Genomic DNA, 21,449 nt, shown 5'->3' on the forward strand with positions numbered 1-21,449 from the left:
GGCCGCGGGCTCAGGCCGCGGGCTCAGGCCGCGGGCTGCGGTCCGCGCTCGAAGATCCCGGAGAGCCCCTCGAGGATCGCGGCGAAGCGCACCGACTCGGTGTCGGCGACCGAGTCGGTGAGGGTGCGGACCTCGCCGTAGACCCGCTCGTCGGTCTCGCCGAGCGCCGTCTCGGCCCGGTCGGTCAGGCAGAGGATCCGGCCGCGGCCGTCGGAGGGATCGAGCACGCGGTCCACGTAGCCGGCGCGGGAGAGCCGGTCGACGAGGATCGAGACGGCCGCCGTCGTCAGACCGATCGCCCCGGCCAGATCGACGGCGCGGACGATCTCGTCGCGCCCGGCCCCGGCGCCGATCAGACGCAGGGCGGCGAGGTCGGTCGCGCCGATGCCGAGCCGGCGCTCGACGCGCGCGTCGTAGCTCCGCTCCTCGGTCCGCAGCCGGGCCAGCAGGGCGAACAGATCCGGTCGATCGTCCATGGGTCGCCCTCCTGACGGCAGGCGCCCCGATCGGGAACTCGCTCCGACCATGCAACCACTTCTCGGTGGCCCGCGGGCGTCGTCCGGGAAACGCAGCATGCGCTGTCCCGGAAACGCACTGCTCGCCGGGTATTTAGCTAACCGATTTAGTCAATAAAGTACGCTGTTCTCCGGTGCGCCCCCTTCGGTGCGCCGGAAACGGCGGAGGAGAGTCGACGATGGGACGCCTGCTGTACGGGGCACCGCCGAGCGCGCACCGGTTCGAGGACCGCACCCTCGCGCACCTGCAGAGCGTGATCACCGCCCGGTTCCGCCGCGGCGAGGGCTTCCTGCTGACCACCGCGGACGACGACGGACGGCTGTCCGAGCTCTGGCTGCATCCCTCGATCGCCACCCGCTACGAGTACGACGCCGCGGGGCAGCACGACCTCAATCCGCACTGGCTGCGGGCGCTGACCGCGGCCTCGCACGGCCGGATCGGCCTGCACGTCGTCCCCGAGCCCGAGAGCGCTCCCGACCCCCGGGCCAGGAGGATCCTCGCGTGAGCGACCACAACGGCACGCTCTTCCGCCGCGGCGGCACCGTCCGCTTCGTCCGCTGGGTGTCCTCCCGCGACGGGGGCTGGGCTCCGGAGATCATCCAGGGGCGCTACCTCGAGCGCGACGACAGCGGCTGGCTCGTCGAGATCGAGGGCACACCCACCCTGCTGACGAAGGACGACTGGGCCGTCTACCGCTGACCCCGCCGACGGCACCGGCCGCCGCGTAGTGTGGCGAGAGTGCCTTCCGTCGCCCGCCGCGGCATCACCTCGGCCCCGTTCCTCCTGACCACCGCCGGCACGACCGCGCTCGTCTTCCTCTGCGCGTTCGAGTCGCTCGCGGTGACGACGATCATGCCGATCATCAGCGCCGACCTCGACGGCCGGGCGCTCTACTCGCTCGCCTTCGCGGCCACCCTCGCGGCGGCCGTCGTCGGCATGGTCACGGCGGGCTCCTCGGCGGACCGCCGCGGACCGACCCCGGCGCTGATCGCGGCGATCCTGCTGTTCACCCTCGGCCTGATCGCGGCCGGGACGGCGACGTCGATGCCGGTCTTCGTCGGCGCGCGCCTGCTGCAGGGCCTCGGCAGCGGAGGGATCACCGTCACGCTCTACGTGCTCGTCGCGCGGGTCTTCCCCGCCGAGCTGCATCCCCGGATCTTCGGCGCCTTCGCCGCGGCCTGGGTGGTGCCCTCGCTGGTCGGGCCGCTCGCTGCCGGCCTCGTCGCCGAGCTGACCAGCTGGCACTGGGTGTTCCTCGGCGTCGTGGCGCTGGTGGCCGCGGCGAGCGCGGTCATCGCGCCGACGCTCCGCGCGCTCGAGCCGCAGGAGCTGCGGCCCTTCGACCGGAGCGCGATCGGCCGCGTCGTCCGCGCCGTCGTGGTGGCCGCCGCCGTCGTCGTGCTGAGCACGAGCGCCGAGATCGCTCCTGACGCCGCGGGAGTGGTGGCGGCCGTCGCGATCGCGGTGGTGATCCTCGCGGTCCGCGCACTCCTGCCGGTCGGCACGCTGCGGGCGCGCGGCGTCCTGCCGTCGACGATGCTGCTCCGGGCCCTCGTCGCGGCCGCCTTCTTCGGCACCGAGGTCTACCTCCCGCTGCTGCTGAGCGAGCGGTACGGACTCCCGCCGTGGCTGTCCGGAGTCGCACTCACCGCCGGCGCCGTCTCCTGGGCGCTGGGCTCGCAGCTGCAGGGCCGCCCGGGCACCCGCCTCTCGCACGGCGGCGCGATGCGCCTCGGTACGGGTCTGCTGCTCGCCGGCATCCTCGTCGTGCTGCTGACGGTCGTGCTCGCGCTGTCGCCGATCGTCGCCGGAGTCGGCTGGTTTCTCGCGGGCGGCGGGATGGGCGCGATGTTCCCGCGGATGGGCACGCTGACGCTCGGCCTCTCGGCGCCGGGGCGCGAGGGCTTCAACAGCTCGGCGCTGCAGATCGCCGACTCGACCGGCGGCTCGGTCTCCCTCGCGCTCACCGGGCTGCTGGCCGCCGCGGTCACCGGTCTGGTCGGGAGCGGCGTCGCCGTGTTCACGGCCACCTTCGCCTACGGCGCGCTGATCGCCGTCGCGGCGGTGGCGCTGGCGATCCGGCTCAGCGGGCTCCTCCGGCTCGAGGGCCGGGAGGAGCCCGCCGCACGGGATCGGGTCTAGGCCCGGTGCGGGCGCGGGGTCAGCTGTAGAGCGACTCCGGCACGTCGAGTCCGTAGATCGCGCGGCCAGAGCTCCAGATCACCGAGCACGCGGCGCGCAGCAGGTCGGTCTCATCGGAGCCGGCGTCGACGATCACGACGGAGTCGCCGTCGAGCCGGACCTTCGCCGAGCGCACCGAGTGGGTCCCGTTCCGGGCGACGACGGTCGCCGGGTACGGCGCGTCCAGCTCGCGCAGGTCGGCCAGGATGTAGGTCGGCCGCAGCTTCAGCTCGGCCGCGAGCAGCTGCTTCGCCCGGTCGATGCCGGTGAGGACGAGCACGCTCTCCATGCCGGAGGTGTTCGCCCCGGCGATGTCGGTGTCGAGCCGGTCGCCGATGAACAGCGGATTCGTCGAGCCGAACCGCGCGGTCGCCGCGTCGAAGATCGCGCGCTCCGGCTTGCCGGCGACGACGGGCAGGCGCCCGACCGCGGTGTGCACGGCGGAGACGAGCGTGCCGTTGCCCGGGGCGATACCGCGGGCGACGGGGATCGTCCAGTCGGTGTTGGTGGCGACCCACGGGATGCCCGTGTGCAGCGCGAACGACGCCTCGGCGAGCTCCGCCCAGCCGACGGACTGCGCGAAGCCCTGGATGACGGCGGCCGGTGACTCCTCCGCGCTGCGGGTGACGGTGAAGCCGGCCCGCTCGACCTCGGTGGTGAGGCCCTCCCCGCCCACGACCAGGACGGTCGAGCCGGCCGGGATCAGATCGGCGAGCAGCACGACGGCCGCCTGCGGCGAGGTGACCACGTCCTCCGGGCGCACGGCGAGGCCGAGGTCGGAGAGGTGGCCGGCCACCGAGACGTCCGTGCGCGAGGCGTTGTTGGTGATGTAGCCGACGCGGACGGTCTCCGCCGCGCGGTTCAGGCTCTCGACGGCGAACGGGATCGCGTCGGCGCCCTTGTAGACGACCCCGTCGAGGTCGGCGAGGACGCAGTCGCGCCCGTCCAGCGGGCTGGGCTCAGGCTTCGGGCTTCGGAACATCGGCGCCGTCCTCCTCGGTGTCGGTGGGGGTGATGGTGTCGGTGTCGTCTGCAGACTCCGCGGCGGTGGGCTCCGCGTCCGGCTCGTCCGAGGGCTCCTCCATGGCGGTCTCCTCCATGGCGGTCTCCTCGGCGGCGTCCTCCACCGACAGCGCCTCGGGCATCGAATCGGCGAGGGCCTCCTCGAAGTCCGCATCGGACAGATCGGCGTCGTCGAGCGCGGCCTGGTGCTCGATGGCGTCCACGGCCGTGGTCTCTGCGGGCTCGTCGGAGTCGGCGGGCTCGTCGGTCTCCACCGGTCCGTCGGCGTCGGCGGGCTCGTCGGTTTCGGCGGACTCGTCGGTCTCGGCGGCCTCGTCGATCTCGAGGGGCTGGTCGATCTCGGGAGCGTCCTGCTCGGCGAGCTCGGCCGAATCGGGGTCGAGGCTGTCGTCCTCGTCCTCGTCGTCGATCTCGAGCGAGTCGTCCAGGTCGGTCGCGGCGTCGGCTTCGGGGGCTGCGTCGGCGGCGACCAGGCCCGAGAGCTCGGCGCGGGTGGCGGGCACGTAGTCGCCCTCCTCCTCGACGACCTCGATCGTCTCGTCGTCGCCGCCGCCCTCGGCCGCGAACACGGCGCGCGCGGCGATGTCCGCGCGGCGCTGCCACTCGGCGGCCTCCTCGGCGCGGCCGACCTCCTCGAGAACGAGGGCGTACGCGGCGAAGAGGTCGGGGCTGTAGGAGAAGGCTCGATCGGGATCGAGCTGCGGGATCTCGAGCTCCATCAGCGCCAGCTCGCCCTGACCGAGGTCGAGGCGCGCGCCGGACATCGCGATCGCGAGCGACACCTGGGCACCGGGGCTCAGCGTGCTGCGATCCACGGAGCGGCCGAGCTCGAGCGCCTTGTCGGGACGCCCCACTCCGCGCTCGCTGTCGACCATCAGGGGGACCTGCTCGTCCGAGCCGGAGATCCGGCGGTAGGTGCGCAGCTCGCGCAGCGCGAGAGCGAAGTCACCGGTCGCGTAGGCCGAGATGGCCAGCGACTCGCGGACGACCGCGATCCGGCCGGCCCGGCGCGCGGCCGACAGGACATGGCGGTGCGCCAGCTCCGGGTCCTCCTCGAGCAGACGGCCGGCCATCACCAGGTGGCGCGCGACCCACTCCGCGTTGTCCTTGGACAGCGTGCGCAGCTCGTTGCGGGCGACCTTGTCGAGATCCTTCGCCTGGACGTCGTCCGGCAGATCGGGATCGTCGTGCCGAGGGCGCACCGACTGGAGGGAGCGACGCTCGCGCTCCTCCTCGGTGAGCTCTGGCTCCTCGCGCGGAGCGCCGCGGCCGGCGTACCCGCCGCCGAACCCGCCACGGCCGCCCGCGCGATCGCCACCGCCCCGACGGTCGTCGAAGCGCCCACCGCGGGAGTCGCCGTCCCGACGGGGCCGGGAATCGCCATCACGAGAAGGACGGGAGTCACCTTCACGGCGAGGACGGGAGTCGCCGTCACGGGAAGGACGGAAGTCGCCCTCACGACGCGGACGGGACTCACCGTCACGAGAAGGACGGAAATCGCCCTCACGACGCGGACGAGAATCACCGTCACGAGAAGGACGGAAGTCGCCCTCACGACGCGGACGGGACTCACCATCACGAGAAGGACGGAAATCGCCCTCACGACGCGGACGAGAATCACCGTCACGAGAAGGACGGAAGTCGCCCTCACGACGCGGACGGGAATCACCATCACGAGAAGGACGGGAGTCGCCCTCGCGACGCGGACGCGAGTCGCCGTCGCGAGAAGGACGCACATCGCCGTACCGGGGGCGAGAGTCACCATCACGCGAGGGACGGGAATCACCATCGCGGCGAGGGCGGGAGTCACCATCACGAGAAGGACGGAAGTCGCCCTCACGACGGGGACGGGAGTCGCCATCGCGAGAAGGACGCGCATCGCCGTCGCGACGAGGGCGGGAGTCGGAGTTACGGGAAGGACGGAAGTCGCCCTCACGACGAGGATGGGAATCACCGTCACGCGAAGGACGGGCTTCGCCGGCCCGAGGCGGTCGGGCGTCGCCGTCGCGGCGCGGACGGGAGTCGCCGCCGGAGTACGGACGCGCATCGCCGTCGCGGCGCGGACGGGAGTCTCCGCCACGGTCCGGACGCCCGGCTCCGTCGCGACGCGGAGCGTCCGAGCGCGATCCGGAGTCGTTCGAGCGGTACGGACGGGAGTCTCCACCGCGGGCGGGACGATCGCCGTCTCGAGCTCCGCCCCGCGGGGAGGAGGAGCGGTCGCCGCCGGCGGCGCGGGGCGGGCGCTCGTCGCGCCGGTCCTGTCCGCGGTCGTTGCGGTCGGATGCTGCGTCGTCCATGCGTTCCTCGCCTGTCGTGGTGGAGCTCTGTGGAGTTGACCCGTCCGTGAGGACGGGGATCGGCGGCCCGTGAGCCGCCAGCCACCACCCTAACCCGCACCATGGCGGATGCCACGGGGGTCGAGGTGCTGGGTCTTCCGGTTCCCTCTGTGGAACCTCTGGTTAAACAGCGATGGCCACCCATTTCTGGGTGGCCATCGTGAATTGGTGTCCGGCGGTGTCCTACTCTCCCACAGGGTCCCCCCTGCAGTACCATCGGCGCTGAGAGTCTTAGCTTCCGGGTTCGGAATGTGACCGGGCGTTTCCCTCTCGCTATGGCCGCCGTAACCCTCTCAGACACACCCACCAGCCTGAGGCGTGGTGGTGGTCAAATCTGGGTCACACGTCATGCGTGTGTTCTGTTGTCCGCCCCGAAGGTGCGGTGTGCAGATCGTGTCTTTGCGAACACGACCCGCGGTATGGAGCCCGTATTCTGGGAACCACAAAGTGGACGCAAGCAATCTCTGACCACTCCTACCAGCCTTTACAACGGTATGAGTGTAGTGATTATCAAGTTATCGGCTTATTAGTACCGGTCAGCTCCGACAGTCTTTAGTCCTGTCTTCCACATCCGGCCTATCAACCCAGTCGTCTGGCTGGGAGCCTCTCCCCCGAAGGGATGGAAATCTCATCTCGAAGCCGGCTTCCCGCTTAGATGCTTTCAGCGGTTATCCGTTCCGAACGTAGCTAATCAGCGGTGCTCCTGGCGGAACAACTGACACACCAGAGGTTCGTCCATCCCGGTCCTCTCGTACTAGGGATAGATCTTCTCAAATTTCCTGCGCGCGCAGCGGATAGGGACCGAACTGTCTCACGACGTTCTAAACCCAGCTCGCGTACCGCTTTAATGGGCGAACAGCCCAACCCTTGGGACCTACTCCAGCCCCAGGATGCGACGAGCCGACATCGAGGTGCCAAACCATGCCGTCGATATGGACTCTTGGGCAAGATCAGCCTGTTATCCCCGAGGTACCTTTTATCCGTTGAGCGACAGCGCTTCCACAAGCCACTGCCGGATCACTAGTCCCGACTTTCGTCCCTGCTCGACTTGTCAGTCTCACAGTCAAGCTCCCTTGTGCACTTACACTCGACACCTGATTGCCAACCAGGTTGAGGGAACCTTTGGGCGCCTCCGTTACTCTTTAGGAGGCAACCGCCCCAGTTAAACTACCCATCAGGCACTGTCCCTGAACCCGATTAGGGTCCGAAGTTAGATATCCAGAGTGACCAGAGTGGTATTTCAACAATGACTCCACGAACACTAGCGTGCCCGCTTCACAGTCTCCCACCTATCCTACACAAGCCACACCGAACACCAATACCAAACTATAGTAAAGGTCACGGGGTCTTTCCGTCCTGCTGCGCGTAACGAGCATCTTTACTCGTAATGCAATTTCGCCGAGTTCGCGGTTGAGACAGCTGGGAAGTCGTTACGCCATTCGTGCAGGTCGGAACTTACCCGACAAGGAATTTCGCTACCTTAGGATGGTTATAGTTACCACCGCCGTTTACTGGGGCTTAAATTCTCAGCTTCGCCTTGCGGCTAACCGTTCCTCTTAACCTTCCAGCACCGGGCAGGCGTCAGTCCGTATACATCGTCTTGCGACTTAGCACGGACCTGTGTTTTTAGTAAACAGTCGCTTCCCACTGGTCTCTGCGGCCATCGAACGCTCCCGGAGCAAGTCCGTTCACGCCTCAGGCCCCCCTTCTCCCGAAGTTACGGGGGCATTTTGCCGAGTTCCTTAACCACGATTCTCTCGATCTCCTTAGTATTCTCTACCTGACCACCTGAGTCGGTTTGGGGTACGGGCAGCTAGAACCTCGCGTCGATGCTTTTCTTGGCAGCATAGGATCACCGATTTCGACTTGCGTCTACCCATCAGATCTCAGGCTATGTGAACGACGGATTTGCCTATCGTTCGCCCTACATCCTTAGACCGGGACAACCATCGCCCGGCTCGGCTACCTTCCTGCGTCACACCTGTTAATACGCTAAACGCACCAGCACGGGGTCGTACGCTAGGCCCAACGCTTCACCCCGAAGGGATCCATCAAAGGGATTCAGATACTTAGCACTACTGGATTGTCTTGGGCGGTTCTTCGCCGGTACGGGAATATCAACCCGTTGTCCATCGACTACGCCTGTCGGCCTCGCCTTAGGTCCCGACTTACCCAGGGAAGATTAGCTTGACCCTGGAACCCTTGGTCTTCCGGAGGACGGGTTTCTCACCCGTCTTTCGCTACTCATGCCTGCATTCTCACTCGTGTAGCGTCCACGGCTGGTTCACACCGCCGCTTCACTCGCCACACGACGCTCTCCTACCCATCAACACGGCTGGACCACGAAGGCCTACCACTAATGTCAATGCCACAACTTCGGTGGCGTGCTTGAGCCCCGTTACATTGTCGGCGCGGAATCACTTGACCAGTGAGCTATTACGCACTCTTTCAAGGGTGGCTGCTTCTAAGCCAACCTCCTGGTTGTCTGTGCAACTCCACATCCTTTCCCACTTAGCACGCGCTTAGGGACCTTAGTTGGTGGTCTGGGTTGTTTCCCTCTCGACTATGAAGCTTATCCCCCACAGTCTCACTGCTGCGCTCTCACTTACCGGCATTCGGAGTTTGGCTGACGTCAGTAAGCTTTTGGGCCCCATCGGCCATCCAGTAGCTCTACCTCCGGCAAGAAACACGCAACGCTGCACCTAAATGCATTTCGGAGAGAACCAGCTATCACGAAGTTTGATTGGCCTTTCACCCCTATCCACAGCTCATCCCCTCCATTTTCAACTGAAGTGGGTTCGGTCCTCCACGACGTCTTACCGTCGCTTCAACCTGGCCATGGATAGATCACTTCGCTTCGGGTCTAGACCCTGCGACTGAATCGCCCTATTCGGACTCGCTTTCGCTACGGCTGCCCCACACGGGTTAACCTCGCCACAGAGCACTAACTCGCAGGCTCATTCTTCAAAAGGCACGCCGTCACCCCAACATGGGAGCTCCGACGGTTTGTAAGCAAACGGTTTCAGGTACTATTTCACTCCCCTCCCGGGGTACTTTTCACCTTTCCCTCACGGTACTTGTCCGCTATCGGTCATCTGGGAGTATTTAGGCTTATCAGGTGGTCCTGACAGATTCACACGGGATTTCTCGGGCCCCGTGCTACTTGGGATACTCTTCACGCCATAACACCATTTCGACTACGGGGCTCGCACCCGCTCTGGCCAGGCATTCAAACCTGTTCGTCTATGATGCGCTGTAACGTTCAGTGCTCGGCAGAACACAACGAAAAGTCCCACAACCCCGACCATGCAACCCCTGCCGGGTATCACACATGATTCGGTTTAGCCTCTTCCGCGTTCGCTCGCCACTACTGACGGAATCACTGTTGTTTTCTCTTCCTGTGGGTACTGAGATGTTTCACTTCCCCACGTTCCCTCTACCCGCCCTATATATTCAGGCGGGAGTCACCAGGTCACCACAAGGGGCCTGGCGGGGTTTCCCCATTCGGAAATCCTCGGATCACAGCTCGTTTATCAGCTCCCCGAGGCTTATCGCAGATTACGACGTCCTTCTTCGGCTCCAGATGCCAAGGCATTCACCGTTTGCTCTTAAAAACTTGAAAATCACATGAGTTTAAGAAACCACAACTCGAAAAGTTGCAGATCCAATGATTGGCAAGAACACAACCCGAAGGCTGCTCCTTGCGAATCTTGTCGACCCGAACAACCCGCAAAGGCTGCCCGAGTCTAAGATGCTCGCGTCCACTGTGTAGTTCTCAAAATACGGGCGGTATCCCTCCCCCACACACCCAGGCGTGAAGAAAGGATCCAGGAGAGTCGAGATCCAGCCACCCCCGAAGGAGCAGCCGGCCCGGTCCCTCAGGACCCAACAGCGTGCATGTGCAGTCGCCCACCCGCTCATGCGTTCCCAACCCGAAGGCTGTACTGACACGAGACGAATCTCTTCCTGCACCCAGTTCAATGTTCCACCCATGAGCTACCAGCAAAGACATTCGCTTTGATCTGGCGCCTGGAACAACCTCTACGCCGAAGCGCATGGTGTCCAGATGCTCCTTAGAAAGGAGGTGATCCAGCCGCACCTTCCGGTACGGCTACCTTGTTACGACTTAGTCCTAATCACCGATCCCACCTTCGACAGCTCCCTCCTTGCGGTTAGGCCACTGGCTTCGGGTGTTACCGACTTTCATGACTTGACGGGCGGTGTGTACAAGGCCCGGGAACGTATTCACCGCAGCGTTGCTGATCTGCGATTACTAGCGACTCCGACTTCATGAGGTCGAGTTGCAGACCTCAATCCGAACTGAGACCGGCTTTTTGGGATTCGCTCCACCTTACGGTATCGCAGCCCTTTGTACCGGCCATTGTAGCATGCGTGAAGCCCAAGACATAAGGGGCATGATGATTTGACGTCATCCCCACCTTCCTCCGAGTTGACCCCGGCAGTCTCCTATGAGTTCCCACCATGACGTGCTGGCAACATAGAACGAGGGTTGCGCTCGTTGCGGGACTTAACCCAACATCTCACGACACGAGCTGACGACAACCATGCACCACCTGTATACCGACCTTGCGGGGCAACCATTTCTGGAAGTTTCCGGTATATGTCAAGCCTTGGTAAGGTTCTTCGCGTTGCATCGAATTAATCCGCATGCTCCGCCGCTTGTGCGGGCCCCCGTCAATTCCTTTGAGTTTTAGCCTTGCGGCCGTACTCCCCAGGCGGGGAACTTAATGCGTTAGCTGCGACACGGAGACCGTGGAAAGGTCCCCACATCTAGTTCCCAACGTTTACGGCGTGGACTACCAGGGTATCTAATCCTGTTCGCTCCCCACGCTTTCGCTCCTCAGCGTCAGTAACGGCCCAGAGAACTGCCTTCGCCATCGGTGTTCCTCCTGATATCTGCGCATTCCACCGCTACACCAGGAATTCCATTCTCCCCTACCGCACTCTAGTCTGCCCGTACCCACTGCAGGCCCGAGGTTGAGCCTCGGGTTTTCACAGCAGACGCGACAAACCGCCTACGAGCTCTTTACGCCCAATAATTCCGGACAACGCTTGCACCCTACGTATTACCGCGGCTGCTGGCACGTAGTTAGCCGGTGCTTTTTCTGCAGGTACCGTCAAGCCGAAGCCCTTCTTCCCTACTAAAAGAGGTTTACAACCCGAAGGCCGTCATCCCCCACGCGGCGTTGCTGCATCAGGCTTTCGCCCATTGTGCAATATTCCCCACTGCTGCCTCCCGTAGGAGTCTGGGCCGTGTCTCAGTCCCAGTGTGGCCGGTCACCCTCTCAGGCCGGCTACCCGTCGTCGGCTTGGTGAGCCATTACCTCACCAACTACCTGATAGGCCGCGAGTCCATCCTTGACCGAAAAACTTTCCACCCGCACCCGATGCCGGGGCAGGTCGTATCCGGTATTAGACGCCGTTTCCAGCGCTTATCCCAGAGTCAAGGGCAGGTTACTCACGTGTTACTCACCCGTTCGCCACTAATCCACCCAGCAAGCTGGGCTTCATCGTTCGACTTGCATGTGTTAAGCACGCCGCCAGCGTTCGTCCTGAGCCAGGATCAAACTCTCCGTAAAAATATTACGAACACCAACCCCGAAAGGAAGGCACTCAAGTTTGACCTCTAGCAAATAAGACATCATTACTGACATCAATTTCCAAAGGAACCCAACCGGATCACAAGACCCGGACGGGGTTATAAATTTGGCATTGAACATAGTGCACGCTGTTGAGTTCTCAAGAATCGGACACATCCCGCCTCCACACCTGAAAAGGTGCTTCACAACGGAAGTGATCGAAGATGTTGCCTTAGTCGGAAGACTTCGCTAAGCTGGAGAAGTTGTTCTCTCAGCCGCCGTGGCAACTTGACTAACTTAGCACATCCGCAGGCCGTGTCAAATCCGGCTTCTTCGCGATGCCGTTGCGCTCGTAGGCGCTCCGACGTTGCTCGGTTCCGAACCTGAGTCCGTCGCCGGGCGGCGAAGTTGCTGGACCCGAGGGATCCTGCGAAGGCTTTACATCCGTGCGGCAGACGTGACCCGAAGGACTGTCTTGCCGAGTGGATGGTGCCGAATGAGGCCGGGACGTTGAACCGTGCTCCCTGAGGAGCCCTGTTCTTCCGTTTCCCTGCGGCCTGTGTGGCGACTTGGAATAAGTTACGGCCCGATCCCGGCACTGTCAAACCGGGCCCCCGAAACCGCTCATCCCGGGCGTGTCGCGCTGGGGGTCCTCCCCAGGGCGCGGACGCCCGGACTCTCCACCGACTGCGCGGTCGGCCCTCCGCCGCCCCGGTACTGCTGGCCACAATGGGCGCATGTCTCTCCCCGACCAGCCCCGTCCCCTGCTCGCCTCCCTCGAGGAGGCGGTCGCCGCGATCCGCACGGCGGCGTCGGACCGGCGTCTCCTCCTGGTGGGAGTGACCGGATCGCCGGGCGCCGGCAAGTCCACGATCGCCGAGCGGCTGCGTGCTCGCCTTCCCGGTGCGCTCGTCCTCCCGCTCGACGGGTACCACCTGTCCCAGCAGCGTCTGCGCGAACTCGGTCGGCGCGAGCGGATGGGGGCGCCGGACACCTTCGATGTCGTCGGATTCCTCGGGGCCTTGCGGAGTCTGCGGACCGCGCAGCCGGGCGACACCGTGCGAGTCGCCTCCTTCGATCGCACGATCGAGGAGCCGGTGCCGGACTCCCTCGCCCTCCCCGTGGGCGAGCGGACCGTCGTCCTGGTCGAGGGCAACTACCTGCTGCTCGAGGACGACGGCTGGGGTGAGGTCGCCGGCCTCCTCGATCTGACGCTGCACCTGCGGGTCGAGCCGACCCTGCGCCGGCGGCGACTGGTCGCGCGGCACCTCCGCTTCGGCAAGACCCTCGAGGAGGCGATCGCCTGGACCGACGGGCCCGACGAGCGGAACGCGGAGCGGATCGAGGCGGCGGGTGCCCGGGCCGACGCGATCCTCGAGGAGTCCGCTCCCCGCGCCGTGCGGATCCTGCACCTCTCGGACACGCACCTGCTCGCCGACCCCGCTGCCCGGTACAACCGCATCGTCGATCCGCGCGCCGCACTCGACGCGGTGCTCGCCGCCCACTCCGCCGTCGCCGACCTCGACGCCGTCGTGGTGTCCGGCGACCTGAGCGATGACGGCGATGCCGAGTCCTACCGGGTTCTGCGCGCGAAGCTCGAGGAGTGGTGCGCCGAGCGGGATGCCGCGCTCGTGCTCGCCCTCGGCAATCACGACGACCGCGAGGGCTTCGGCTCCGACGGGGCCTGGAACACCGAGGTCGTCGTGCGCGGGGTGCGGATCCTCGTGCTCGACTCCTCCGTTCCGGGCGGAGCGTCCTGGGGACTCCTCGCCGAGCCGACGCTGGCGTGGCTGCGGAATCGAGTGGCCGAGGACCCGGAGACGCCGACGGTCGTGGTGCTGCACCACCCGCCGATCGAGGCGGTCACCCCGCTGCACCGGGGGATGGGACTCGCGAATCCGCACGACTTCTGGGAGGCGGTCGAGGGATCGACGCTCCTGGCGGTGCTCGCCGGGCACTGGCACCACGCCTTCGTCGACACGACCCACCCGGCTCCGGTGGTGGTCGCTCCCGGTGCCGCGAATCGGACCGACGTCCTCGCCGGGCCGCAGCACGAGCGGTCGATCGCCGCATCGGGCGCCGCGATCGTGGAGATCCTGCCGAACGGGGTGCGCGTGACGAGCACCGAGATCGATGCTCCGCACCGGGGCAGCGAGCTCTTCGACGTCACCGGGGAGGTGCTCGCCGACTGGCAGCGACGCCTCGGTTTCCCGGGATGACACCGTCGCACCGAGGGGTGACGCCCGTCGGACGGGGAAGCGGACGGCGCGGGGCCGCATGCGACAGCCCGCGCCGCCCGCTGCTCGGGGGCGCTCGGTCCGGGGGACCGGGCGGAGGTGCGCGGCACCGGGATCAGCCGGTACCGCGCACCAGGGGGTCAGGCGTGGATGCCGACCTCTTCCGGCGAGACGTCCGCGCCGGGGGCGGAGGGCTCGAGGGCCTCGGCGACGCGCTGCGACAGCGAACTGTCCACGTTCGCCCAGTACTGGAGCACGCGCCGGCGCAGCTCCGGGCGGGTCACCTTGGAGACGTGGCCGACGATGTTCGCGACCAGTCGCGCCTTGGCGTCGTCGTCCAGGACGTCGCGGTAGAGCGTGCCGGCCTGGCCGAAGTCGTCGTCCTCGGGGTGCAGCGTCGCCGCGGCCCGCGTGAGCGCACCGTCGGTCTCCCAGCCGGGGCCCTCCGCCGCGCGGGCGGGGTCGGCGTGCGCGCCGCCCATCGTGTTCGGCGCGTAGACGGGCACCTCGGAGCGCTGGAAGTCGAAGCGCATCGCGCCGTCCTTCGAGTACGAGTGCACCGGCGACTTCGCGGCGTTGACCGGCAGCTGCGCGTGGTTGGTGCCCACGCGGTAGCGGTGCGCATCGGCGTAGCTGAAGATGCGCGCGAGCAGCATCTTGTCGGGGCTGGCCTCGATCCCGGGCACGAAGTTCGAGGGGGCGAAGGTCGCCTGCTCGATCTGCGCGAAGTAGTTCTCCGGGTTGCGGTCGAGGGTCATCGTGCCGACCTCGATCAGGGGGTAGTCCGCGTGCGGCCAGACCTTGGTGAGGTCGAACGGGTTGAACCGGTAGGACTCGGCGTCGGCGTACGGCATGACCTGGACGGAGAGGGTCCACGAGGGGTGGTCGCCGCGGTCGATCGCAGCGGACAGGTCGCGGATGTGGAAGTCCGCGTCCTCGCCGGCGATCTGGTCGGCCTGCTCCTGGCTGAGGATCTCGATGCCCTGGTTCGTCTTGAAGTGGTACTTCACCCAGAAGCGCTCGCCGGCGGCGTTGACCCACTGGTAGGTGTGCGAGCCGAAGCCGTCCATGTGCCGCCACGAGCTCGGCAGACCGCGGTCGCCCATCAGCCAGGTGACCTGGTGCGCCGACTCGGGCGAGAGGGTCCAGAAGTCCCACTGCATGTCGTGGTCGCGGAGGTGGGTGCCGGGAAGGCGCTTCTGCGAGCGGATGAAGTCGGGGAACTTGATGCCGTCGCGGAGGAAGAACACCGGGGTGTTGTTGCCGACGAGGTCGTAGTTGCCCTCGCTCGTGTAGAACTTCAGCGCGAAGCCGCGCGGGTCGCGCCAGGTGTCGGGGGAGCCCTGCTCGCCGGCGACGGTGGAGAAGCGGGCGAGCATCTCGGTCTCGACCCCGGGCTGGAACAGCGCGGCGCGGGTGTACGCGCTGACGTCGCCCGTGGTGACGAAGCGGCCGAAGGCGCCACCGCCCTTGGCGTGGACGACGCGCTCCGGGATGCGCTCGCGGTTGAACTGCGCGAGCTTCTCGAGGAGGTAGTGGTCGTGGAGCGCGATGGGGCCGTCGGCTCCGACGCTGAGCGAGTGCTCGTCGCTGGCGACGGGGGCTCCGGCATCGGTCGTCGTGAATCGTTCCTCGGTCATGAGTCCTCCTGTCGGCGGAGCGCTGTCTCGCCCTCCGCGGCGGTGATGGCGGGCGCCGGCCGGGTCTCGGCCTGCGCGAGGCAGTCGGGGCAGGTGCCCCAGAACGTGATGTCGGCCGTGTCGATGGCGAAGCCGCTCGACGACGACGGATGCAGGCAGGGCGCCTGGCCGACGACGCAGTCCACGTCGGCGACGGCGCCGCAGCTGCGGCAGACGACGTGGTGGTGGTTGTCGCCGACCCGGAGCTCGAAGCGGCGGGCGTGGCCCTCCGGCTCGATGCGGCGGGTGAGGCCGGCCTCGGTGAAGGCGGCGAGGACGCCGTACACGGCCTGGGCCGAGGCGTCGGGCAGGTCGACGCGCACCCGCGCGAGGATCTGATCGACGTCGGAGTGCGGGTGGCCCTCGAGCGCCTGCAGGACGGCCCGCCGGGTCGCGGTGGCCTTGAGCCCGGAGGCTCTCAGCCGGTCGTCCGTCATCGTCATGGGGACAAGGCTACCGAGTTGTGTTGAATAGTTCAAAACAACGGCGCGTCGCGTGGGTGCGCCGGCGCCGCGTGCGGGTGCCGGCGGGTGGGTCTCGATACGCCGCTCCGCGGCTACTCGACCAGCATGCGCGGTGCGCTCGCGTTCCTCGCGTCCATGCTGATCGAGTAGCCCGCGCAGCGGGCGTATCGAGATCCACCCCGTCAGCACGCGGGTCTGCAGGCTGCCCTGCTGGGCACGACGGGTCTCGATACGCCGCTTCGCGGCTACTCGACCAGCATGTTCGCCGCCGATGGAGCAGCCGGCGGAGCGGCCCTTCTCCCCCGATGGAGCAGCCCGCGGAGCGGCCCTTCTCGCCGGTGGAACAGCCCGCGAAGCGGACCGCTCCTAGGCGACCGGGCCCTCGACGAGGGTGACGGTCGCGGACTGCGAGGTGCCGGCGGCGGTGGTCCAGGTGAGGGTGACCGACTCGCCGGGCTCGCGCTGGGCGAGGTCCGCGGAGAGGGCGTCGCCCGAGGCGACGGCCGTGCCGTCGACCGCGGTGACGACGTCGCCGGCGACGAGGCCGGCGGCGGCAGCGGGGGTGCCCTCGATCACGCCGGCGATCAGAGCGCCGGCCGGGGTGCTCGCGCCCGAGACGGCTCCGGAGGCGGTGCCCGCCGTCGTGCCGGACGGCAGCGAGACGCCGAGGAAGGCCGGGTAGCCGATCGCGACGGTCGACGTGTCGGCGCCCGCCTCGATCGTCGCGACGATGTCCAGGGCCTTCGAGATCGGGATGGCGAAGCCGGTGATGTCCGCGGTTCCACTGGAGGCGGCGGTGTCGATGCCGACGACCTTCCCGGCCGCGTCGACCAGCGGGCCGCCCGAGTCGCCCGCGACGATGTCCGCGTCGACCTGGATCAGGCCGGTGAGCTTCTCGCCGGTGATGCCGGTCTCGGCCTGGGTGGTGATGCTCTGGCCGAGGGCCTCGACGGTGCCGGCCGCGGCGACCAGGTTGCCGGTGCCCTTCGCGTTGCCGACGGCGGTGACGGCGTCGCCGACCGCGACTCCGTCGGTGTCGAGGGTCGCCGGGGTGAGGCCCGAGGCGTTCACGAGCTGGAGCACGGCGATGTCGTTGGTCTTGTCGGTGCCGACGACGCGGGCGGTGTACGCCTGCCCGGTGCTCTCGACCGTGACGGTGATGCTGGTGGAGCCCTCGACGACGTGGTTGTTGGTGAGGATCATGCCGTCGGAGGTGAGGATGACGCCGGTGCCGGCGGAGGTCGCGCCCTCGTAGGTGAGGTCGGAGGTGATCGTGACGACGCCGGCGGTCTGCGCGGTGCTCGCGGGGACGGCGTCGGTCGCCGTGGACGTCGACGTGGAACCGGAGGTCCCCGAGCCGGTGCCGCCCGAGCCCGAGCCGTATCCGTATCCGTAGACCGACCCACTGCCGGAGCCGTCTCCCGAGGAGGATCCGCCCGAGTAGGGCAGCACGACGATGCCGCCGCCGAAGGAGCCGCGGGAGCCGCCGGGGTAGACGATGGTGCTGGCGGCGCTCGACGAGGCGGCCGAGGCGGACTCGGAGCGGCCGGCGAGCGAGACGCCGCCCGCGGTGACGCCGATCAGCAGGGCGAGCCCGGCACCGCCGGCGATCAGGGCGCGACGGCGACGACGACGGTCGTCGGTCCGGAGCGCCTGGCGCTCCTCGGCGCCGGTGGGGTCCGTCGCGGTGGCAGCGGGCTCGCGCTCGGCGCCGTGGGATTCGGGTGACTCGTTCATGATGCGTCCTCGTGGCCGGGGCCGCCCCTGACGGCGACCGGAGTCCATTCGACGACCCGCCGCATCGCACGGGCTGGACGCTGCCTATGGCGATCCTATGAACCCGGGGGCGCCCCCTCCTCCGACTTCCTCTCGCCAGGAAATAGTTGTGGCTACAACTGAGTTGGACCTAGCATGACCGGCATGACCACCTCCTCGCCCGACCTGCTCGCCCCCGACACCGTGATGGGGGCGGTCACCCTGCGCGTCGCCGATCTCGACGCGATGGTCGCCTACTACCGCGACGCCGTCCTGCTCGACCTGCTCTCGCAGGACGGCTCGGTCGCGGTGCTCGGCCGCGGCGGCGTCCCCGCGGTGATCCTCCAGCACGCTCCGGAGCTGCGGCACGCCGCCCCGCGCAGCGCCGGCCTGTTCCACACCGCGATCCTCTTCGAGTCGGAGGCGGCGCTCGCCGCCGCCGTGCACAGCGTCGCGACCCGGCACCCCGGCTCCTTCACCGGCAGCTCCGACCACCTGGTGAGCAAGGCGTTCTACTTCGACGACCCGGAGCACAACGGCGTCGAGCTCTACTGGGACCGCGACCGCAGCCAGTGGTCCTGGACGCACGGGCGGATCGAGATGTCGACGCTCTTCCTCGACCCGAACGCGTTCCTCCGGGAGCACCTGACCGAGGAGGCCATCGCCCAGCCGCGGCTCGGCGGCGCCTCGGTCGGCCACGTGCACCTGAGCGTCGGCGACGTCGCGACGGCGAAGGAGTTCTACGTCGACCGGCTCGGCTTCGAGACGACGATCGCCTACGGCGGGCAGGCGCTCTTCGTCTCGGCCGGCGGCTACCACCACCACATGGCGATGAACACCTGGAACTCGCTCGGCGCCGGTCGGCGGCAGCTCGCGCTCGGGCTGGGGCAGGTCGAGATCGTGGTGCCGGCGGCGGACGATCTGGGCGCGCTCGGCGAGCGCCTGCGCAGCGCGAAGGTCGCCACCGCGGACGACGGGCGGACGCTGTCCTTCGAGGACCCGTGGGCGAACACGCTGCGGGTGACCGCGGCGGCCTGAGCGGAGGGCCCGTCGAGACCGGCGATCCCGGGACGGATCGCCGGAAAGCCGGGCGGGTACGATGGGCGCGCGGAGATCCGCACAGCCCCTCGAGACTCCGGAGAACACGGTGCCCACGATCGTCGTTGAAGTCATGCCCAAGGCCGAGCTGCTCGATCCGCAGGGGAAGGCCGTCGCCGGCGCGCTCTCGCGCCTCGGCCACTCCGCCGTCACGGGCGTGCGGGTGGGCAAGCGCTTCGAGATCACCGTCGACGAGGTGACCGACGAGGTACGCGCCTCGATCGCCGCCCTGGCGGACGACATGCTGTCGAACTCGGTGATCGAGGACGTCGTCGGCATCCACTACCCGGAGGCGTGAGCATGCGGATCGGCGTCATCACCTTCCCCGGCTCGCTCGACGACCGCGACGCCCAGCGCGCGGTCCGCTTCGCCGGCGCGGAGCCCGTCGCCCTCTGGCACGGCGACCACGACCTCGACGGCGTCGACGCGATCGTGCTGCCCGGCGGCTTCTCCTACGGCGACTACCTGCGCTGCGGCGCCATCGCCTCGCACTCGCCGATCATGCGCGAGGTGATCGACGCGGCGAACGCAGGCACCCCCGTCCTCGGCATCTGCAACGGCTTCCAGATGCTGACCGAGGCGCACCTGCTGCCCGGCGGCCTGATCCGCAACGACGTCGGCTCCTTCGTCTGCCGCGACCAGCGGCTCGTCGTCGAGAACGCCGCCACCGTCTGGACCAGCGACTTCGAGGCCGGCCAGGAGATCACGATCCCGCTGAAGAACGGCGAGGGCGGCTACATCGCCTCGGCCGAGACGCTCGCGGAGCTCGAGGGCGAGGGCCGCGTGGTCTTCCGCTACCTCGGCGCGAACCCGAACGGCTCGATGAACGACATCGCCGGAGTCGCGAACGCGCGCGGCAACGTCGTCGGCCTGATGCCGCACCCCGAGCACGCGGTCGAGCCGGGCTTCGGCCCGGACACCCCTGCCGCGATGCGCTCCGGCGTGGACGGGCTCGCGTTCTTCACCTCCGCGGTGCGCGCGCTGGTCGCCACGGCCTGACGCCCGGCCGCGCTACTTCTGCGCAGCGCGCAGACCCGCGATCTCGCGCGCTGCGCCGTGCAGCGCGAGGACGGCCGCGGCGTGGGCCTCGGGCGCGAAGGCGGCGAAGGCGGTCCGTGCCGCCGCGGCCGCCGCGCGGACCGGGGCGCGGTCGCGGCAGAGCCGCTCGAGGTACTCGGCGAAGGCGTTCGGCTCGACGGGTGCGAGCAGTCCCGGGCCGTCGAGGCCCTCCGTGAGGGCCGGGTCGACGTAGAGGATCCCGCGGCCGCCCTGCAGCGCCTCGACCACGACCATCGGCTGGTTGTCGAAGCCGGACGAGGTCAGGGCGACGAGGTCGGAGCGGCGGACGGCGTCGCCGATGCGGCGGTTCTCGACGAAGCCGCGGAAGACGACCGCCGGGGATCCCGCGGCGAGCCGGACGGCGCGGGCGAGTGACGGACCGGTCCCGATCACCTCGACGCGGAGGGCCTCGGGGTCGCGGGCGAGGACGGCGAGGCAGGCCTCGACGAACGGGACGAGCCGCTTCTCCGGTGCGCATCGGCCGACCCAGAGCAGGCGGAGCGGACCGGGGGTGTCCGCGGCGACGCGCTCCTCGATGCGGTGGCCGGAGTCCCGCCGGATCACGGTGTTGGGCAGCACCTCCACCCGCTCCAGGCCCGCGCGACGGAGCGCCTCGGCCTGGTGGGCCGACGGGGAGATCACGAGATCCGCGCGGGCGGCGGCGCTCCGGGTGACCTCGCGGAGGAGCGCGCCGAGGCGGTCGTCGCCGCCGCGGTCCGGCCGCGGTCGGACGCCCGTCACGGCGGCGACGTAGGTCGCGGCGAGCGGGGCGAGCAGGCGGCCGACGCGACCGGGCACTCCGCGCCAGAAGAACGTGTGCACCGTGGCGACCGAGGGGATCGAGAGCGCCGCGGCGACCTCCAGTGCGGCGACCGCGAGGCCGAACTCGGAGTGGACGTGGACGGCGCCGACTACCTCGTCGCGGAGCAGCCGCTCGAGCAGGGCCCGGGTGCGGCGGGAGTTGCGGACGACCGGCAGCTGCGCGACGGGGATCCGGGGCGCCGGGATCGGGCGGACGTCGATGCCGTCGAGCGGCAGCGTCGTGGCCGAGCGGGGGACGACCAGCAGGACGCGGACGCCCGCCTCCACGAGGCTCCGGCACTCCGCGACCATCGCCGTCTGCGCGCCACCGGTGTAGTCGAGCGCGTAGTCGCTGACGACCGCGACGGTCGGCCGCGCCGCCGAGGGAAACCGAGTACTGCTCATGACCATCGGGCGACGCTAGCAGCGGCCGGCGGGACGACTCCGCGGAGGCGCGTCGGGGGGCGCTCGGTGCGGCCGGGCGACACGGGAGGCGCGATGTGCAATGCGTGCTGTGAGCTGTGAGCTGTGAGCTGTGAGCTGCGCACCATGCTGGTCGAGTAGCCCCGAAGGGGCGTATCGAGACCCCACGTGCATGCGGTGGGGGATCTCGATACGCCCGCTGCGCGGGCTACTCGATCAGCATGAACCGCGACCTCTGCGCGGGCCGCTCTCTCGGCGCGGAAGCGCGGCGCAGCCG

The 21,449-nt window shown here is 68.1% G+C and carries 15 protein-coding genes and 3 rRNA genes; 8 read left to right on the top strand and 10 right to left on the bottom strand.

Going from position 1 to position 21,449, the window contains the following annotated elements; genetic code table 11:
• Window positions 1–23: 23 nt before the first annotated feature.
• Complete coding sequence (locus tag C1I64_RS15155) at window positions 24–476, bottom strand: MarR family winged helix-turn-helix transcriptional regulator (RefSeq protein WP_164874559.1); 453 nt, start codon at window positions 474–476, stop codon at window positions 24–26.
• 218 nt (window positions 477–694) lie between these two features.
• Here C1I64_RS15155 and C1I64_RS15160 point away from each other — a divergent pair, with 218 nt between their 5' ends.
• Genes C1I64_RS15160 through C1I64_RS15170 form a run of 3 tightly spaced genes read left to right on the top strand, consistent with a single transcriptional unit; the run spans window position 695 to window position 2,658 of the window.
• Entirely contained in the window at window positions 695–1,021 is a 327-nt protein-coding gene (locus C1I64_RS15160; RefSeq protein WP_123444571.1) for a DUF7882 family protein, read from the top strand.
• The gene (locus C1I64_RS15165) at window positions 1,018–1,215 is read left to right on the top strand and encodes a hypothetical protein (protein ID WP_123444572.1); all 198 of its coding nucleotides are present in this window, start codon (window positions 1,018–1,020) and stop codon (window positions 1,213–1,215) included. The genes C1I64_RS15160 and C1I64_RS15165 overlap by 4 nt, the downstream gene beginning before the upstream one ends.
• Window positions 1,216–1,254: 39 nt before the next feature.
• Window positions 1,255–2,658 carry an MFS transporter gene (locus C1I64_RS15170; protein WP_244209499.1) on the top strand — a complete coding sequence of 468 codons (1,404 nt, stop codon included), beginning with the start codon at window positions 1,255–1,257 and terminating at the stop codon, window positions 2,656–2,658.
• Window positions 2,659–2,677: 19 nt separating this feature from the next.
• Here C1I64_RS15170 and C1I64_RS15175 read toward each other — a convergent pair whose 3' ends face one another.
• Together C1I64_RS15175 and C1I64_RS15180 are read right to left on the bottom strand one after the other, a co-directional pair.
• On the bottom strand, window positions 2,678–3,679 hold the full coding sequence (locus tag C1I64_RS15175; protein WP_127887780.1) for an HAD-IIA family hydrolase: 1,002 nt from the start codon (window positions 3,677–3,679) through the stop codon (window positions 2,678–2,680).
• Window positions 3,657–4,922, bottom strand: a complete 1,266-nt coding sequence (locus tag C1I64_RS15180) for a tetratricopeptide repeat protein (protein WP_208645142.1) — start codon at window positions 4,920–4,922, stop codon at window positions 3,657–3,659. The genes C1I64_RS15175 and C1I64_RS15180 overlap by 23 nt, the downstream gene beginning before the upstream one ends.
• Between C1I64_RS15180 and C1I64_RS15185 the strand changes: the two genes are divergently transcribed.
• Window positions 4,908–6,056 carry a hypothetical protein gene (locus C1I64_RS15185; RefSeq protein ID WP_127887781.1) on the top strand — a complete coding sequence of 383 codons (1,149 nt, stop codon included), beginning with the start codon at window positions 4,908–4,910 and terminating at the stop codon, window positions 6,054–6,056. The two genes, C1I64_RS15180 and C1I64_RS15185, sit on opposite strands and share 15 nt — an antisense overlap.
• 170 nt (window positions 6,057–6,226) lie before the next feature.
• On the opposite strand, the gene rrf is transcribed toward C1I64_RS15185, so the two are convergent.
• The 3 genes from rrf to C1I64_RS15200 form a co-directional block, all read right to left on the bottom strand.
• Window positions 6,227–6,343, bottom strand: a 5S ribosomal RNA gene (gene rrf / locus C1I64_RS15190).
• Between the two features lie 219 nt (window positions 6,344–6,562).
• Window positions 6,563–9,678, bottom strand: a 23S ribosomal RNA gene (locus tag C1I64_RS15195).
• A 455-nt stretch (window positions 9,679–10,133) separates the two neighbouring features.
• A 16S ribosomal RNA gene (locus C1I64_RS15200) occupies window positions 10,134–11,656 on the bottom strand.
• The 16S, 23S and 5S rRNA genes sit together here, the layout of an rRNA operon.
• A 737-nt stretch (window positions 11,657–12,393) precedes the next feature.
• Between C1I64_RS15200 and C1I64_RS15205 the strand changes: the two genes are divergently transcribed.
• Entirely contained in the window at window positions 12,394–13,875 is a 1,482-nt protein-coding gene (locus C1I64_RS15205; protein ID WP_127887782.1) for a metallophosphoesterase, read from the top strand.
• Window positions 13,876–14,033: 158 nt separating this feature from the next.
• On the opposite strand, the gene C1I64_RS15210 is transcribed toward C1I64_RS15205, so the two are convergent.
• The 3 genes from C1I64_RS15210 to C1I64_RS15220 form a co-directional block, all read right to left on the bottom strand.
• A complete protein-coding gene (locus C1I64_RS15210; RefSeq protein WP_127887783.1) occupies window positions 14,034–15,533 on the bottom strand; it encodes a catalase in 1,500 nt (499 codons plus the stop codon).
• Complete coding sequence (locus C1I64_RS15215; RefSeq protein WP_185019989.1) at window positions 15,530–16,015, bottom strand: Fur family transcriptional regulator; 486 nt, start codon at window positions 16,013–16,015, stop codon at window positions 15,530–15,532. Before C1I64_RS15215 ends, C1I64_RS15210 begins: the two co-directional genes overlap by 4 nt.
• A 387-nt stretch (window positions 16,016–16,402) precedes the next feature.
• On the bottom strand, window positions 16,403–17,773 hold the full coding sequence (locus C1I64_RS15220) for a S1C family serine protease (RefSeq protein WP_208645143.1): 1,371 nt from the start codon (window positions 17,771–17,773) through the stop codon (window positions 16,403–16,405).
• Between the two features lie 183 nt (window positions 17,774–17,956).
• On the opposite strand from C1I64_RS15220, the gene C1I64_RS15225 reads away from it, so the two are divergent.
• The 3 genes from C1I64_RS15225 to purQ all read left to right on the top strand — a co-directional run bounded on the left by C1I64_RS15225 (window position 17,957) and on the right by purQ (window position 19,888).
• A complete protein-coding gene (locus tag C1I64_RS15225; RefSeq protein WP_425272915.1) occupies window positions 17,957–18,829 on the top strand; it encodes a VOC family protein in 873 nt (290 codons plus the stop codon).
• 109 nt (window positions 18,830–18,938) lie between these two features.
• Window positions 18,939–19,187, top strand: coding sequence for a phosphoribosylformylglycinamidine synthase subunit PurS (gene purS / locus C1I64_RS15230; protein WP_123447082.1), 249 nt, complete (start codon window positions 18,939–18,941; stop codon window positions 19,185–19,187).
• A 2-nt stretch (window positions 19,188–19,189) separates the two neighbouring features.
• Window positions 19,190–19,888, top strand: coding sequence for a phosphoribosylformylglycinamidine synthase subunit PurQ (purQ, locus tag C1I64_RS15235; RefSeq protein WP_123447083.1), 699 nt, complete (start codon window positions 19,190–19,192; stop codon window positions 19,886–19,888).
• Window positions 19,889–19,900: 12 nt separating this feature from the next.
• Here the strand turns inward: purQ and C1I64_RS15240 are convergent, their stop codons facing one another.
• On the bottom strand, window positions 19,901–21,154 hold the full coding sequence (locus C1I64_RS15240) for a glycosyltransferase family 4 protein (RefSeq protein WP_164874560.1): 1,254 nt from the start codon (window positions 21,152–21,154) through the stop codon (window positions 19,901–19,903).
• Window positions 21,155–21,449 lie beyond the last annotated feature (295 nt).

Origin of the sequence: Rathayibacter festucae DSM 15932 (assembly GCF_004011135.1) — a bacterium.
Taxonomy (GTDB): Bacteria; Actinomycetota; Actinomycetes; order Actinomycetales; family Microbacteriaceae; genus Rathayibacter; species Rathayibacter festucae.

Excerpts from the sequence above, each read along its gene's own strand:
- C1I64_RS15240 (WP_164874560.1), bottom strand. The coding sequence starts at position 21,154 with ATGAGCAGTACTCGGTTTCCCTCGGCGGCGCGGCCGACCGTCGCGGTC.
- purQ (WP_123447083.1), top strand. The coding sequence starts at position 19,190 with ATGCGGATCGGCGTCATCACCTTCCCCGGCTCGCTCGACGACCGCGAC.
- C1I64_RS15160 (WP_123444571.1), top strand. The coding sequence starts at position 695 with ATGGGACGCCTGCTGTACGGGGCACCGCCGAGCGCGCACCGGTTCGAG.
- C1I64_RS15155 (WP_164874559.1), bottom strand. The coding sequence starts at position 476 with ATGGACGATCGACCGGATCTGTTCGCCCTGCTGGCCCGGCTGCGGACC.
- C1I64_RS15225 (WP_425272915.1), top strand. The coding sequence starts at position 17,957 with ATGACCACCTCCTCGCCCGACCTGCTCGCCCCCGACACCGTGATGGGG.
- C1I64_RS15220 (WP_208645143.1), bottom strand. The coding sequence starts at position 17,773 with ATGAACGAGTCACCCGAATCCCACGGCGCCGAGCGCGAGCCCGCTGCC.
- C1I64_RS15175 (WP_127887780.1), bottom strand. The coding sequence starts at position 3,679 with ATGTTCCGAAGCCCGAAGCCTGAGCCCAGCCCGCTGGACGGGCGCGAC.
- C1I64_RS15215 (WP_185019989.1), bottom strand. The coding sequence starts at position 16,015 with ATGACGATGACGGACGACCGGCTGAGAGCCTCCGGGCTCAAGGCCACC.
- C1I64_RS15210 (WP_127887783.1), bottom strand. The coding sequence starts at position 15,533 with ATGACCGAGGAACGATTCACGACGACCGATGCCGGAGCCCCCGTCGCC.
- C1I64_RS15205 (WP_127887782.1), top strand. The coding sequence starts at position 12,394 with ATGTCTCTCCCCGACCAGCCCCGTCCCCTGCTCGCCTCCCTCGAGGAG.